Here is a 15079-nt window from a genome sequence, read left to right on the forward strand (position 1 = left end):
CTTAAAAAGGACTCGCTGAATACCGCTGTGATAATCACAGTGGTACCAGCAAGTCTTTTTTAGGTCGTTAAAATGTGATTTATTTCCTTGACAAACGTCATAAATTCTGACATTACCCCCAAAATGTTTTCCTGAAACGGTAAATATGTTATAAAAAGTACCAAATTTTTTGGAATGTAACCGTTTACGTAAGAGTTTATGTCTTGTTATTTATTTTTGGATTGGTTATGATTTTTTAGAGTACACAAACCTAATATGCCCATCGTCCCTTCAAAACACAGAATAGGGTGACAGGATGAAGTTGAGGAAGTCAGCAGAAGACAAAATGATTTTTCTATACCGTTATGTATCACTATCTTTAACGTCACTTGTTTTTCTGTTCGAATCATCTAGATTAATCGTGTGGCAGAAGCTGTTACTGATTGGTTTTCTATTTTTATCCGTTACAGCATTTACTTGGATTTACCGTAAATACAGACTTCATGATATGGTATTGAAATGTAGCATTGCACTAGAAACAGCAGGGATCATTTTGTTGTTATTCCCGACCGGAGGGATAAATAGCCCGTTTAAATGGTATGTGATTACTCCCATGCTGGTAGCTTGTGCTCATCTATCTATGAGGTACAGCTGGACGCTCCTACTTTCTTATATCGGTTTGGTGCTTACATTTTGTTATATCTTTTTTACACCAGGTCAATATTTTTTGTGGGATCTTATATTGCAGAACATTAATTTGTTTCTGGTATTGATCGTAACCACGATGGCAATGCAGGTTATCGGCGTCATGAAGGACGAACTGAAGGTGGCTAAAGAACAAGCCAATGAGACGATGGATCATATCAAGTCGATTTACCACATCATGGAGACGACCAGCCATAATGAGGCATTAAATCTGGGTCAGGTCATCTCGGATTACACTGTCAAGCTTACCAAGCAGAGCCGTGCATTTTTCTGGCTGGATAGTCAGGAGGAGGATGCACCGGCAAGCAGCCAGACAGGCTGGACGGTGGAGGAGGAGGAGCAGCTATTCGAGGAACTGGAGAATTACCGGGAGGAGTTCAGGGAAGAACGCGAACCATTTTTCAGACATCTGCCAGAATGGGGCGACTTTCTCATGATCACCGTACCGATGACGACCCGCTTTGTAGCGACGATTGGCCTCAAGCTGGGACCGGATCAAAGTCTGACAGGAAGACGCTGGCTCGTGCAACAACTGATATTCTTGGCTGAGCTGAGTGCTGTGTTTTTGGAGCGCTATGAGCTGGAGCGTATTGAGAATCAATTGATTGTGACGAATGAGCAGAACCGGATTGCAAATGAAATGCATGACAATGTTTCTCAGAGCCTTTTTGGTATTGTGTACGCAACGCATTCTCTCCGGCAAACCTGGTGTCATCAGCCAAAGGAGCAGGTGGAGGAGCAAATTGATCTAATTCAGCAATCTGCCAACCAAGCGGTTAGAGAGCTGAAAGGGGCGATTCATAGTCTAAGCTCGAAAAAAAGTGGAGGCTCAACTTGGTTAGGGACGGTGAAAAGTCATCTGCATACACTATCCAAGCTGAATCATGTACAAATTGATTTTGACATTCATGGTGATCATTATTCACTTCCGTATTTGTACCAAAAGGCTTTGTTCCGCATCATTTCCGAAGCGGCGGGGAACGCAATCCGTCATGGATTGGCCAAGCGAATTGATGTGAAGTTAAAATTGACGCCCCAAGTGATTAGACTGTCTATTCATGACGACGGAGTAGGGTTTGAGACGGCGAGAATGGTAGCAGGAGGTGAGGCGGTCAGTGCAGGCGGGGGCCTGGGCATGATGAATATGGAATATTTAGCTCAATCGATGGGAGGCGAATTTGATATTTCAAGTCGAATCGGAGAAGGAACACAGATCCGATTGTCCATTCCGGTAAATGCTTATGAATGAGGATTTTGCAAAATTCTCGAATAAAATGTGTGAACATTCTGCAATACAAAATCTGCGGTAACAATCGGATACATAGGGATTATGCAAATCCTGAACTGTAGACAGGAGGCCGAATCATGAAAATTGTCATTGTCGATGATCATCCTTTAGTACGGAAAGGACTCGCTGCGGTTATATCCATGCAGCCCAATGTTCAGTTTGCGGGAGAGGCCCAGAATCAACAGGAAGCACTTGTGGTGATTGAGGAAACGGATCCGGATCTGGTGCTGCTGGATTTGAAACTAGCTGATGAATCAGGGCTGGATATTATCAAGATAGCGCGCGGACGTGGTTTCAGAAGTAAATTTATTTTGCTGACCTCTTCCGCAACACGTGAAGATTTTCTGAAAGCAGAGGAAGCTTCCGTGGACGGTTATGTGCTTAAGGAAGCGTTGCCTGAGGAACTAATTTACGCGATTCATCTTGTCAACAAAGGACGCAAATATTATGATCCGGCTATTCTCGAAAACAAGCTGCGTGAAGATGCGGGCAATCTGACGGACGACCTGACGCCAAAGGAAAAGGAAGTGCTGGTCGAGTTGGGACAAGGAGCTTGCAATCGTGAAATTGCATCCCGATTATTTATCAGTGAGTTTACAGTCAAAAAGCATGTCAGTCAGATCCTGGCCAAGCTGCGGCTGGCGGATCGCACGCAGGCAGCGTTGTATGCCAATGCCATTGGTCTGGCGAAGTACGAGCCAACAAACATGGTATGATGCGCTGACTCTATAAGTTGCATTGCACTTTCATATGCGAGTGGAATGAAAAGCCTCAAAATCACCAATTTTTGTGATTTTGAGGCTTTTTTCGATTTCTTTTTCCATAATCAACAATGTATGGTACAAAAGTATACCATGCCGTATCCGAAAGTATACATTTCCCTCCCCCTGTAGTGAGGGAGAAAGTGCCATTCGGTTCCATGTCGTTCACAGAGCCAATTGTTACAATAAAGTCATACTTAAATATGAAGAGAAATTGTATAGGAGGGAGGATTTTTGTGGAGAAAACCATTTTGGATTATCTAGTCCTGATTAAAAGAAGATTGTGGCTGATTGCGATTTTTGTCATTCTCTCATGTGTAACAACATACTTTGTGAGCGACAATGTCGTGAAGCCAGTCTACTCCGCTTCAAGCCAACTGCTGGTTAATCATATTTCCGCCAAGCAGGGGAGCAACAATCTGAACGACGTCAACACAAGTCTTAATTTGGTGGAAAGCTACAAGCAAATTCTCACTTCACCTAAAATTATGGACGCTGTTGTAGCGACTCATCCCGAGTTCGGTTTGACACAGCAGAAGTTGGCAGAAAAGCTGCAGATTAAATCCTCGGATAAAAGTCAGGTTATCGGTTTGACGTTTGAGGCAGGGAGCTATCCACAGGCCGCAGCGGTTGTAAACGCGGTTACCCAGAAATTCGTACAGACGGTTCCGGGATTGATGGAATTGAATAATGTAAAAATTTTAAATGAAGCGGATCCTCAGGCCAATCCTGACCCGATTAATGGGAACCCGCTCATGAATATTGCGATTAGTTTTCTCGTATCGCTGATGATTGCATTGGGCACGATTGTGTTCCTGGAAAGCATTAACGGCACGCTGCGCTCGGAAAAAGAGGCAGACGCAGACATCGGTATTCCGGTAATTGCATCGATTCCAGTCATTCGCAAGAAGGACATCGATGGAGCAGCTGGAAATTCCAAAGAACGGGTAGGGGAGCGTAAATATGCTGCGATTGAATGACATGTTGATTACAGAAAGTAATCCATCATCGTATATCTCGGAATCATTTCGATCCCTCCGTACATACATTCGGCAACAGGTGATTGGACAAAAGGACCGTGGGACGGTTCTATTGTTGACCTCGCCGGAAAGCGGAGCGGGTAAAACAACACTGCTCGCCAACATCGGAGTTTCTTTTGCACAAGAAGGCAAGAAGGTGGCTCTGGTGGATTGCAATCTGCATAAGCCAGCGCTGCACGAGATATTCGGAATGGAGAATACCGGAGGTCTATCGGCTTATTTGCGCGGTGGGGCTTCTTCCAAGTCTATCGTTAGGCATGGTGGCCTGGAGCTATCGGTTGTTCCCGGTGGAGACACCCTGTACAACGCAGCGGATCTGCTCGGTAGCGAACGTATGGCTGAGCTGCTGGAAGAGCTCAAACGTGAATATGACATCATCTTACTCGATTCAGCTCCGGCGCTGAATTATACGGATGCCCGCCTGATTGCAGGCTTGACAGATGGTGTGATTCTCGTTGCTAAACATGGTCGTACCAAACGGGAAGATCTGCGCAAAACAAAGCAACTCATGGAGCAGGCCAGTGCGACGCTGGTTGGAATTGTGATGAATCAGGTGAAGTAAGCAACACCAAAATTCGATGAAGCAAGGAGAATGAGTGCGATGACGAAAAGAGTGAAAAAGGCCATTATTCCAGCAGCAGGGTTAGGTACGCGCTTCCTCCCTGCCACCAAAGCGATGCCTAAGGAAATGCTTCCAATTATCAACAAGCCTACGATTCAATATATCGTGGAAGAAGCGATTGCTTCTGGTATTGAGGACATTATTATCGTTACGGGTAAAGGCAAACGTGCCATTGAGGATCACTTTGACAACGCATTTGAGCTGGAGTCAAAACTGCTCGAGGACGGTAAGCTGAAGCTTCTGGAGGAAGTACAGCGTTCTTCGGGAGTGGAAATTCACTACATTCGCCAAAAAGAACCCAAAGGTCTTGGACATGCGGTATGGTGCGCAAGACGCTTTATCGGGGACGAGCCGTTTGGTGTGCTGCTGGGCGATGATATCGTAACAGGTCAGAAGCCTTGCCTACGCCAGCTGATGGATCAGTATGAGGAAACACAAAATTCGGTTATCGGTGTGCAGCGGGTACCGCAGGAATTTACGAACCGGTACGGCATCATTGAACCGGATCAGCAGGACGGACGCTTGTACCGAGTGAATAATTTTATAGAAAAACCAGCTCCAGGCACAGCGCCATCCGATTTGGCTATTATGGGTCGCTACGTGTTCTCACCGAAAATTTTCAAATATCTTGATCTTCAGGAAAAAGGAGCTGGCGGCGAAATTCAGTTGACGGATGCGATCCAAAAGCTGAATCAGAGTGAGCGTGTGTACGCCTATGATTTTGAAGGCACACGCTATGACGTAGGTGAGCGTCTTGGATATATTTTAACCACACTTGAATTTGCACTTGCCAGCGATGATTTGAAGTATCCGGTTATGGAGGCTATGAATGAATGGTTGAAAAAGACCGAGAAAGCAACCACGGCAGGTTGAGAGGGGGTACGTCAGCATGAGCATGGAAAATTTACCGGAGGACGGCGAGGCTGTCATGTCAGGTAAAGCGTTTTACATGCCATACGGAAATACACAAGTTCAGGATAAAACGTCCTACCTGGTCACAAAACGCCTCCTTGATATGCTGCTGTCGTTCGTAGGCTTGATCGTCTTGCTTCCGCTTTTTGTAGTGGTAGGCGTATTGATTAAGCTCGAAGACCCAAAGGGAAGCGTGTTTTTCAAGCAAACTCGGGTGGGCAAGAATGAGAAGTTATTCGATATGTATAAATTCCGTTCAATGGTGTCCAATGCTGAGGAATTGAAAAAGGACTTGATGGAGCTGAATGAAGTGAGCGGCGCCATGTTCAAAATTAAAAACGATCCTCGGATCACGAAAATTGGTAGTTTTCTGCGCAAGACGAGTATTGATGAGATTCCGCAGCTGTGGAACGTGTTGGTCGGCGACATGACTTTAGTCGGTCCGCGTCCGCCGTTGCCCAGCGAGGTCGAGCAATATTCCGATTATGATAAGCAACGCCTGATTGTAACACCGGGATGTACGGGTTACTGGCAGGTGAGCGCACGTAACAGTGTAGGCTTCGAAGAAATGGTGCAAATGGATTTGAAGTATATTCATGTTCGCAATACGTGGCTCGATTTGAAAATCATCATGAAAACAGGCGTTAAAATGCTGTTCTCCAAGGATGCTTACTGATGGATGCATTCAAGCGATGTCCCGCAGTGTCCGTCGTTATTTGCACCTATAACCGGGCGGACCTGCTGGAGAAAACGTTAATGTCCCTGCTGGAGCTGGAAGACCTTGCACTGGCTGAGATCATTGTGGTCGATAACCGATCCACTGATCATACAGCAGCGACGATCAAAAGGTTCACCGTCGCCCATGGTCAGAATATCCATCTCCGATATCATTATGAGCGCGAACAAGGACTGTCTGCTGCTCGTAATGCAGGCATTACGTTATCAAGAGCGGAAGTCATTGCTTTTCTCGATGATGATGCAATTCCGTGTGTTACATGGTTGCAAACGATTATGTCAGCATTCGGGAACAATCCTGAGCTGACGGCTATGGGTGGGAAAATTGACCCTATGTTTGAGACGGAACGACCGGGTTGGCTGACAGGCCCGCTTGAACTGCCTTACACGATTATTGATCTGGGCAAAGCCATTCGTGAATATCCGTCGGGACTGAATCCATTTGGAGCGAATATGGCGATGCGTAAAACGGCTTTTGCCGCTGTTATGTTCCCGCTTCATCTAGGCAGAAAGGGAGATATCCTTCTATCTGGTGAAGAATCGTGGGTATTCGAGCAAATCCGTAAAAATGGTGGAACGATTATGTATCATCCACACATGTCTGTGGAACATTTTGTGCCGGCTTCACGGTTAACAAAAGAATGGATCATGAACCGCTACTATTGTCAGGGCATGTCTAACGCTGCTCAGGCCGTAGGTCTGCGCGGCAACGCGATGCTGATGGCGAAGACGGCAGCCAAAGTGTTATACATCACTTTGGATTCCCTGCTGGCGCGTAGTGAGGGCAGGAAGCTGTTGAACCGGTGCAGGCTTGAAAGTATCCGTGGGACGCTGGATACACTGCGCAACCGGAAAAGCGAGTCAGCTGCGGGGTGAAAGATGGAACATGAGTAACTATCCTTGGACTACTAGAATAAACACCATACAGCATGTTTTTATTTTTCTACTGGGCGCTCTTGCTGTAGGAATTGCGGCTACCTATCAGCCGGTGGTCAGTATTGCGGCGGTATGTTTACTGCTCTTGCTGGCTGTTTCTATCCATCATCCGGAGCGCATCAGCTATGCTGTTTTGCTAAGTACAGCAGTCTCAGTCGATTCTCTGTATCAGGGCGGCGTGTTCGGTATTGAGATTTTGTCATTGTACAAATTGGGCATTTTGGCTCTGCTGGTGCCGTGCATGCTCGTGTATGGCATACGTCTCAAGTTCAGCTATCCGGTCTGGGCATTGGTGATCATGCTGGGGATCACATTTGGATTTTCAGCATGGATGCCTTTGTTAACGACCTCGATTGCCGTCAAGGCGTTCGTCGGTTTATCACTCCCTTTCTTTTTTTTACTGATCCAGTGGAAAAAGGATGTGGCAGAAAAGCATATCCGACTGATCAGTCTGTTGCCAATTATTAGTGTGGTCATTGGGCTGGGTTTGCAGGTTCTAGGGCTGCATTCGTTTACGGATGTGGAATTTACGGGCGCAGTCAGAGTACAAGGAGCGAATATACCGCCGCATCTGGCAATGCTCTCCTTTCTCGGAATTGCCGTCTCTCTAATTGAGGTCAAGCGCAAACCCAAGCAAGCCGCTTTTTATTACACAGTGTTGGCACTGAACTTTTTGATTCTGATCGCCACCGGTACACGTGGACCGATTCTGGCATTGTTATTAATGTTTGCTGTGTATCTGTTTGATATTGCCCGTCAGTACCTCAAGGGGAAAGTCAATTATTTGCTACCGCTGGCCGGATCGTTTTTGGTTGCTCTGGGGGCGGTGGCCCTGCAATGGAACAATTTAAAAAAACGCTCCTTCGAACGGGAGACCGATACAGGCATTGACCTGTCGGGACGCTCGGAGGCATGGGAATATTTTTTGAACAGAGTACATGATTACCCTTGGTCAGGTAGAGGTCTTGGCGCGGTAACGGTTGCGAACGACGGGACGTTATTCAATGGTTTCGTTGTACCGCATAATGAGTATATTCGCTTTTATTTTGACACGGGATATATCGGTTGCGGGCTATTAATGCTTTCATTGCTGATCGTGTTCGCTCTCATTTACCGGTCGCTTGCCAAGTCTATCAAACCTTATTTTGCAAGCTTAATTGCAGGCTTTCTGATCTACTCGTTTTCAGATAATACGTTGTCGACGGTTCAGATGATTATTCCATTTTGCTGGTATTTAAACGCGTTATACCAGACATCTACTCAAACCGATTTTCGCAAAGAGAAGTGATACGATGAGCAGAGTGAACATGTTCGATGTCAACTTTGATAATTACGATTTTAATGATCTACTCGAATTTATAGATACTTCTATTGAACATCAGCGTCATTCCTACATTTTGACCTGTAATGTCGATCATGTGATCAAGCTTCGCAAGGATGATGAATTCCGCAAGGTGTATTCAGATGCCGGAGCTGTAGTGGCCGATGGGATGCCTATCATATGGGCGTCCAAGTTACTGAAAAAGCCCCTCAAACAAAAAGTGTCCGGGTCAGATTTGTTCACTCGGTTGGGGGAGGCTTTTGAGGATCGAGGCTATCGTTTATTTTTTCTGGGTGCAGCTGACGGTATTCCTGAGAAGGCTATGCTCAATCTCCAGGAATCTTATCCGAACATGAACGTGGTGGGCTGTTACTCTCCTTCTTATGGATTTGAGAAAAACGAAGAGGAGAACAGACACATTGTCCAATTGCTGCAAGAGGCTCGCCCGGACATCGTTTTTGTTGGTGTAGGCGCACCTAAACAGGAAAAATGGATTTACAGATATTATGAGACTTACCGCGCTCCGATTTCGATTGGGGTGGGAGCGACCTTTGATTTCCTGTCGGGAAATGTGAAAAGAGCACCGGAGCTGATGCAGAAGACGGGATTTGAATGGTTCTGGAGATTGTCTCAGGAGCCTAAACGATTGTGGAAAAGATATTTGATTGAGGATTCCCAATTTCTCGTTCTGCTGTTTAAGGAGATGTTCAAGCGGAAGCGGATGAAGGGAGGTCAGGGGTGAGAAACATGAGTCGGTTGGCAGATCAGCAGATTTCCGTTTGGCTAGGAAATCGGCGTGGAATCGGCATGATCGGCATGGGGTTGCTGGCTTGTATGCTGCCACTCGCCATCGGATTTGCCAGCGCCAAGATGAATCCCACCATGAGCCAGCAGGGAGCCATATTGCTGGCGCTCGTTTTTCCGGCCTTCCTGCTGGCGATCTTGCAATCCCGGCTACTGATTCCTTACACGCTGGTAGTGTGGGCAGTAGGCCCGGAAATCCGCCGTATTGCGGATTGGTTGGAGGGAACCTACCACTCGGTTTCCTTGTTGAGTGTGGCACCGCTGCTGGTAAGCAGCATGTTGATTATTCCTGTGCTGCGGGGTATTCATCTGGCAGAAAAGCCATTAACCCGAATTGCTGTATTTTTCGGCATAGAATTGGCCTACGGAAGTGTCGTCGGGGTATTCAAAAATGGTATTGTTTTTGCTTATGATTTAGCCAATTATGTGGTTCCTTTGATCCTATTGCCATATTTTGCGATTAAGCCTATGAAAGCGAAGGAACTGGACCGACTGCTGTATTCATATGCCAACATTGCTGTTCTTGTGGCGATTTACGGCATTATTCAGTATTTGACAGTTCCTCCTTGGGATGCGTTTTGGATGAATCATGTAGAAATGAATTCCATTGGTGTTCCAGAACCGCTTCAAATCAGAGTGTTTTCTTCCATGAACTCGCCCGGTCCGTGCGCTATTTTCCTGGCGATGGCACTTGTACCCATGCTAATGGAAAAACGGTGGCGTGGCACTTTGGGATGGATCGGAATTCTGCTGACGGTCGTTTGTCTCTTAATCACGCTGGTACGTTCAGCCTGGCTAATTGCATTCGTCATGTTGCTGGCTTATATTCTCAGTTCATCTTCCAAGGGGAAGTGGAAGACCTTGGTTCAACTAGCTGTCGTCGGTCTTCTTCTCTACATTATTGTTCCAAAACTTCCAGGGGCAGAGGGTTTGGTGGCTCGTATGCAGACGCTGACGGATATTCAACAGGATCATTCGTACAACGAGCGTTTGGATTTACTGCATACGATGCTTCCGGCGATTACTAGCAATCCAGTCGGGCAGGGGATCGGGAGTGTAGGAATCGGAACCAAGCTTGATAACGGCGGCGATCTCGGTGAACTTGGGATTATGGATAATGGGTATATTGCCATTTTCCTCACCTTCGGTATTTTCGGAGCCTTCTTTTTCTTCGGTGGTCTGTTCGTTATCATCAAGCGCCTTCTCGTCCGTATTGCCGAACGAGATTCCAGTCAGCCTTATATCAGACTGGCGTTGGCTACGTGGGCTGGAGCTGTAGCCAGTCTCATATCGGATAATGGTTTCCCGGGTATGCGCGGCTATCTGATCTGGATGATGATCGGAATAGGACTATGGGCAAAAGATGTCATCGCGGAAAGAAGGTAAAGGCTGTGCAAAACTTACAAGCATTATCCGCACCTGTCCGGACACTATGGTCCACAGTGATTCGGTTTGCCAAAAGCAAGGATAACAGCTCTGCAGCAGTAAAAACGATGATATTCAGTATGCTGATTCTCGTCGTGAACATGCTGACTGGTGTGCTAACGGCACGATTCCTGGGTCCTACTGGACGCGGGGAACAGACAGCGATGGTGAACTGGTCTCAATTTCTCGCCTTCTGCATGAGCTTCGGTGTCCCTTCTGCATTGATTTACAATGCGAAAAGGAAACCGGAGGAAACGGGCAAGCTATATGGTTTGGCCTTGTTGCTGGCTACCATGTTCGGGGGCTTGGCGACACTCGTCGGAGTATTTCTAATTCCTTATTGGCTGCGCTCTTTTTCTTCATCGGTCATCCTTTTCGCGCAGTGTTCCATGATGATGTGTCCGCTCATAGCGATTTCACAGATCAATAATGCATTGCTTCAAGTTCGCTCGGAATATAAGCAGTACAATTTATTCCGGTATCTGGTACCGCTAAGTACGTTGCTGGGTCTGGCGATTCTGATCCTAACCGGAAATATGAATCCGTACACCTCGGCATTGGCTTATTTACTACCAGGCTTGCCGATTTATATCGGTGTCACGATACGAATGATTCGGCTGTACAAACCCAAGGTAAAGAACAGCTGGACGCAATTTAAAAATCTCTTTACCTACGGTATGGGTTCATACGGAAATGATCTCATGGGGCAGGTTTCCACTTATATTGATCAGATTTTGATTGCGGGTCTGCTCAGACCCGCTGATCTCGGTTTATATGCAGTAGCGGTCAGCTTGGCCAGGATGGTGAATGTATTTTCTACCTCGATCATTGTCGTGCTGTTTCCCAAAGCCTCTGGTCTGAATAAGGAAGAGGCGGTGGACATAACATTTCGGGCATTTCGAGTGACATCAACAGCAACCTTTCTGGCTGCGATGATGCTGATGCTGATTGCTCCGTTCGTATTTACATTGTTATATGGTCAAGAGTTTAAACAAGCGCTTACGGTATTCCGGTTCCTTGTGCTTGAGGTTGCTATCAGTGGAGGGACCATGGTGCTGGCACAACAATTTATGGCGTTGGGTAAGCCCAAACTGGTTACCATTCTACAGGGTGTCGGATTGGCGCTCGTCATTCCATTGCTGTCCATACTCGTGCCGAGATATGGATTGACGGGTGCAGGGATAGCAATGCTGTCTTCGGGGATTCTACGGTTCATTTTCATTTTATGTAATGTTAAATTCGTTCTAAAAATGAAGATTCCAAGACTGCTTATTTCCAAACAAGATTTTCAATGGCTCCGATCAACGATGTCACACTACATCCGGAAAAAGCCAGTTAACGGTTAGATAAAGAAGGAGGCACCCGCTAATGAACCACATGTCTAGCGTTCCCGCGGACAACCGGATATCCGTAGTTATTATCGCTCAGGATGATGGCACTCGAATCACAGCCGCCATTAAATCCTGCAAGCCCTTTGCGGACGATATCGTCGTCATTGACGGAGGGAGCAAGGACAATACGATTCAGGTAGCTGAATCCTTGGGCTGTCGGGTGTTTTCTAACCCGTGGCCCGGTTATGCCAAGCAGCGCATGTTTGGTGTTGAAAAAGCGGAATTTGATTGGATATTCCTGATTGATACGGACGAAGTAGTGGATGCAGAGTTGCTTGGAGATTTGTTGAAAGTAAAAGAAACGCTCCACGATCCGGCCAAAGCATATTCCGTATTTCGGATTGGTGATTTTCTCGGCAAATGGATGAATAAAGGCGAATATCTGGTTCGTTTGTACAATCGTCGTATTTATGGCATTACGAATAGTCTTGTTCATGAAATGCCGGATGTAGCCTCTTCCCAGATTGTCAATCTGGAGGGTGTGTTATGGCACTACGGCTTCCGCAGCATCAGTGATCATATGACCCGTTTTAATAAATATACAGATCTGGAAGCAGAGACGGCGTTTAACAAAGGAAGATCCTTTCGGATTACCAGACTGTTGTGGCGGCCTCCTGCCCGCTTTGTGCAGAAGTATTTTGTCCAAGGCTTATACCGCAAGGGATTGGCGGGTTTTGCCGTAGCCGTTTTCTGGGTGATGTATGAGTTTCTCGTCTGCTTCAAGCATTATGAGCTAACCAAGCGGCGAAAAAAGATAGAAATCGTGGATGACGGACATACCGAGCAGAAAGGAGAAACCAGCTATGTCGTACAATAACGGATTTCGTATTGCGGCAACGGGGTTGAGCTGGCCGTCTTTGCAGCCAGGAGGCCTCAACACATATTTCCAATCGATCTGTGAGCAGCTTACGTTAGAGCGCAATACGTTGGATGCTCTAATCTGTAGTGACGAGCAGCCGCAAGCACCCGACCGTATTCGGATTCATACGATTGGCAGCAAGCAGCAATCCATCTGGAAGCGCCGGGAGCTAATGCAAAAATATGCAGCAGAGTTGTTCGACAAGCAACCGATGGATATATTGTATTCCCATTTTGCTCCCTATAGTGTCGGGCCAGCGCTGGAGGCGAAAAAAAGAGGAATCCCGGTAGTTACCACCTTTCACGGACCGTGGACGGAGGAAATGAAGATTGAAGGACAGGGTATCAAGCATTTTCTAAAAACGACGTTGGCTAAATCCATTGAAATGAAGGCCTACGGTCTGTCGGATAAATTTATAGTGCTAAGCGAGACTTTTCGGGATATTTTGCATGAGCACTATAAGGTTCCACTCAGCAAAATTCACATTATTCCCGGAGCGGCGAATGTAGAAAGGTTCCACCCAGCAGAGGATCGGGGAGCAGTACGAGAGCGTCTGAATTTGCCGCAAAACGCGACGATTGTGCTAACCGTTCGTCGTCTTGTTAATCGAATGGGACTGCTACAGCTACTCGAAGCATGGCGACGAGTAACCGAGCGTCATCCTGATCATCTGCTGCTGATTGGAGGGAAGGGCCCCTTGATGGAGGAATTGGCTTCCAAGGTAGCGGAATACAATCTTCATAACCATGTAAGGCTGCTCGGTTATGTGTCGGATGAGGAGCTTCCACTGTACCACCAAGCATCGAATTTGTTCGTCGTACCTACACAGGCGCTGGAAGGTTTCGGTCTGATCACGGTGGAGGCAATGGCTTCGGGACTGCCAGTGCTGGCCACTCCTGTGGGCGGTAGCAAGGAAATTTTAAGGGGATTCCGTCCCGAGCTATTGTTCCAGGGAACGGACAGTGAAGCCATTGCTGAAGGGTTGCTGCGTGTGCTGGATCATCGTGAACTTCTACCGAATGCAAGGGAATGCCGGGACCATGTCCTGAGCAGATATACATGGGGACATGTAGCGGAGCAGGTGGAAGAGGTGTTCCGACAGGTCCTTGACAGAAAGGCGGCGGCGAAATGATGAGAGTAGCTTATATTGACCATACGGCAAGATGGAGCGGCGGCGAAGTCGCTTTGTATAACATACTGACGAATATCGGGGAACATATCGACCCGCTCGTTATTTTGGCAGAGGAGGGCGATTTGGCAGATCGGCTTCGGCAGCGTGATATTGATGTGCGCATCGTTCCATTGGACGATTCGATTCGCAATCGGGGACGGAACGCCGTGAATCTAGGTGCGCCTGCAGCAGCTTTTCGTTTGCTGGCATACGGTAGAAAACTTGCGCCCTTGCTGCGTGAGGAAAAGGTCGTGTGCGTTCACACGAACTCGCTCAAGTCTGCACTGTATGGTACAGTAGCTGCCAAATCGGCGAAGCTGCCCTTGATCTGGCATATCCGTGATCACATCGGTCCGCCGTATCTGAAGCCGATTGTAGCCAAAGGGATTCGGCTGATGTCCCGCTTTTTGCCCAACGGAGTGATTGCCAATTCCAAGTCCACGCTGAGTGCATTGGAGTTACCCCCGGACAAAAAGACGCTCGTCGTTTATTCCGCTTTTGCCAAAGCAATTACAGCACGTGACACGGCTGCGCATTCACGTGGTGATGACTCGTTTAACGTCGTATTGGTCGGCAGATTGGCGGAATGGAAGGGACAACATATTTTACTGGAAGCGGCACGTTCCTTTTTACCAGATCAGCGCGTGAAATTCTGGCTGGCTGGAGATGCATTGTTCGGAGAAGAGGAATACAAGCAACGATTAGAGTCCACGATGCGCGAATACGGGTTGGCTAATGTCAATCTGCTGGGGCACGTCGATGACATTCAAGGCCTGATGCAGCGTTGTGATTTACTGATTCATACCTCTATTACACCAGAACCATTCGGTCAGGTCATTATTGAAGGCATGGCTGCTGGTCTCCCAGTGATTGCTTCCAATGAGGGTGGACCCAAGGAAACGGTGGTACCCCATGAAACCGGGCTACTTATTGAACCGGGTGACCCGGCTAAGCTGGAAGAAGCCATCCGCTGGATGTTGGAGCATCCACAGGAACGTCAGCAGATGGGTGAGAGAGGGATGGAACGGGTCAAGAAGCATTTTGTCATCGAGAACACAGTTAAGGATATAGTTCATTACTATAAGGGTTTGTTGGCAGGAGTCTGACCGACATTCGCGTTAAAGGATGAT

General features: G+C 47.1%; 14 protein-coding genes. All 14 read left to right on the plus strand.

What is annotated here, in order from left to right:
- The first annotated feature begins 295 nt into the window (after window positions 1-295).
- The gene (locus MLD56_RS06140) at window positions 296-1933 is read left to right on the plus strand and encodes a sensor histidine kinase (RefSeq protein WP_029516188.1); all 1638 of its coding nucleotides are present in this window, start codon (window positions 296-298) and stop codon (window positions 1931-1933) included.
- Between the two features lie 116 nt (window positions 1934-2049).
- Entirely contained in the window at window positions 2050-2688 is a 639-nt protein-coding gene (locus MLD56_RS06145; RefSeq protein WP_029516189.1) for a response regulator, read from the plus strand.
- 281 nt (window positions 2689-2969) lie between these two features.
- Window positions 2970-3713 (plus strand): YveK family protein, encoded by a 744-nt coding sequence (locus MLD56_RS06150; protein WP_029516190.1) that lies wholly within the window; start codon window positions 2970-2972, stop codon window positions 3711-3713.
- Window positions 3697-4335: a CpsD/CapB family tyrosine-protein kinase gene (locus MLD56_RS06155; RefSeq protein WP_029516191.1), complete on the plus strand. Its 639-nt coding sequence runs from the start codon at window positions 3697-3699 to the stop codon at window positions 4333-4335. Before MLD56_RS06150 ends, MLD56_RS06155 begins: the two co-directional genes overlap by 17 nt.
- Before the next feature lie 39 nt (window positions 4336-4374).
- Window positions 4375-5268 (plus strand): UTP--glucose-1-phosphate uridylyltransferase GalU, encoded by an 894-nt coding sequence (galU, locus tag MLD56_RS06160; RefSeq protein ID WP_013309151.1) that lies wholly within the window; start codon window positions 4375-4377, stop codon window positions 5266-5268.
- 16 nt (window positions 5269-5284) lie between these two features.
- On the plus strand, window positions 5285-5983 hold the full coding sequence (locus tag MLD56_RS06165) for a sugar transferase (RefSeq protein WP_029516192.1): 699 nt from the start codon (window positions 5285-5287) through the stop codon (window positions 5981-5983).
- The gene (locus MLD56_RS06170; RefSeq protein WP_029516193.1) at window positions 5983-6918 is read left to right on the plus strand and encodes a glycosyltransferase; all 936 of its coding nucleotides are present in this window, start codon (window positions 5983-5985) and stop codon (window positions 6916-6918) included. Before MLD56_RS06165 ends, MLD56_RS06170 begins: the two co-directional genes overlap by 1 nt.
- A 10-nt stretch (window positions 6919-6928) precedes the next feature.
- The gene (locus MLD56_RS06175) at window positions 6929-8266 is read left to right on the plus strand and encodes an O-antigen ligase family protein (protein ID WP_039269528.1); all 1338 of its coding nucleotides are present in this window, start codon (window positions 6929-6931) and stop codon (window positions 8264-8266) included.
- Window positions 8267-8270: 4 nt separating this feature from the next.
- On the plus strand, window positions 8271-9041 hold the full coding sequence (locus MLD56_RS06180) for a WecB/TagA/CpsF family glycosyltransferase (protein WP_013309155.1): 771 nt from the start codon (window positions 8271-8273) through the stop codon (window positions 9039-9041).
- Window positions 9042-9046: 5 nt separating this feature from the next.
- Window positions 9047-10489, plus strand: a complete 1443-nt coding sequence (locus MLD56_RS06185) for an O-antigen ligase family protein (protein WP_029516195.1) — start codon at window positions 9047-9049, stop codon at window positions 10487-10489.
- A gap of 5 nt (window positions 10490-10494) precedes the next feature.
- The gene (locus MLD56_RS06190) at window positions 10495-11874 is read left to right on the plus strand and encodes a lipopolysaccharide biosynthesis protein (protein ID WP_029516196.1); all 1380 of its coding nucleotides are present in this window, start codon (window positions 10495-10497) and stop codon (window positions 11872-11874) included.
- A gap of 22 nt (window positions 11875-11896) precedes the next feature.
- Window positions 11897-12736 carry a glycosyltransferase family 2 protein gene (locus MLD56_RS06195; RefSeq protein WP_023987421.1) on the plus strand — a complete coding sequence of 280 codons (840 nt, stop codon included), beginning with the start codon at window positions 11897-11899 and terminating at the stop codon, window positions 12734-12736.
- Entirely contained in the window at window positions 12723-13910 is a 1188-nt protein-coding gene (locus MLD56_RS06200; RefSeq protein WP_029516197.1) for a glycosyltransferase family 4 protein, read from the plus strand. Before MLD56_RS06195 ends, MLD56_RS06200 begins: the two co-directional genes overlap by 14 nt.
- Window positions 13907-15055: a glycosyltransferase family 4 protein gene (locus MLD56_RS06205; RefSeq protein ID WP_029516198.1), complete on the plus strand. Its 1149-nt coding sequence runs from the start codon at window positions 13907-13909 to the stop codon at window positions 15053-15055. The genes MLD56_RS06200 and MLD56_RS06205 overlap by 4 nt, the downstream gene beginning before the upstream one ends.
- Window positions 15056-15079: the final 24 nt, after the last annotated feature.

The sequence above is a fragment of the Paenibacillus peoriae genome (assembly GCF_022531965.1).
Classification (GTDB): Bacteria; Bacillota; Bacilli; order Paenibacillales; family Paenibacillaceae; genus Paenibacillus; species Paenibacillus polymyxa_D.

Coding starts and splice junctions, on each gene's coding strand:
- MLD56_RS06140 (WP_029516188.1), top strand. CDS start 296: ATGAAGTTGAGGAAGTCAGCAGAAGACAAAATGATTTTTCTATACCGT.
- MLD56_RS06145 (WP_029516189.1), top strand. CDS start 2,050: ATGAAAATTGTCATTGTCGATGATCATCCTTTAGTACGGAAAGGACTC.
- MLD56_RS06155 (WP_029516191.1), top strand. CDS start 3,697: ATGCTGCGATTGAATGACATGTTGATTACAGAAAGTAATCCATCATCG.
- galU (WP_013309151.1), top strand. CDS start 4,375: ATGACGAAAAGAGTGAAAAAGGCCATTATTCCAGCAGCAGGGTTAGGT.
- MLD56_RS06165 (WP_029516192.1), top strand. CDS start 5,285: ATGAGCATGGAAAATTTACCGGAGGACGGCGAGGCTGTCATGTCAGGT.
- MLD56_RS06170 (WP_029516193.1), top strand. CDS start 5,983: ATGGATGCATTCAAGCGATGTCCCGCAGTGTCCGTCGTTATTTGCACC.
- MLD56_RS06175 (WP_039269528.1), top strand. CDS start 6,929: ATGAGTAACTATCCTTGGACTACTAGAATAAACACCATACAGCATGTT.
- MLD56_RS06180 (WP_013309155.1), top strand. CDS start 8,271: ATGAGCAGAGTGAACATGTTCGATGTCAACTTTGATAATTACGATTTT.
- MLD56_RS06185 (WP_029516195.1), top strand. CDS start 9,047: ATGAGTCGGTTGGCAGATCAGCAGATTTCCGTTTGGCTAGGAAATCGG.
- MLD56_RS06195 (WP_023987421.1), top strand. CDS start 11,897: ATGAACCACATGTCTAGCGTTCCCGCGGACAACCGGATATCCGTAGTT.
- MLD56_RS06200 (WP_029516197.1), top strand. CDS start 12,723: ATGTCGTACAATAACGGATTTCGTATTGCGGCAACGGGGTTGAGCTGG.
- MLD56_RS06205 (WP_029516198.1), top strand. CDS start 13,907: ATGATGAGAGTAGCTTATATTGACCATACGGCAAGATGGAGCGGCGGC.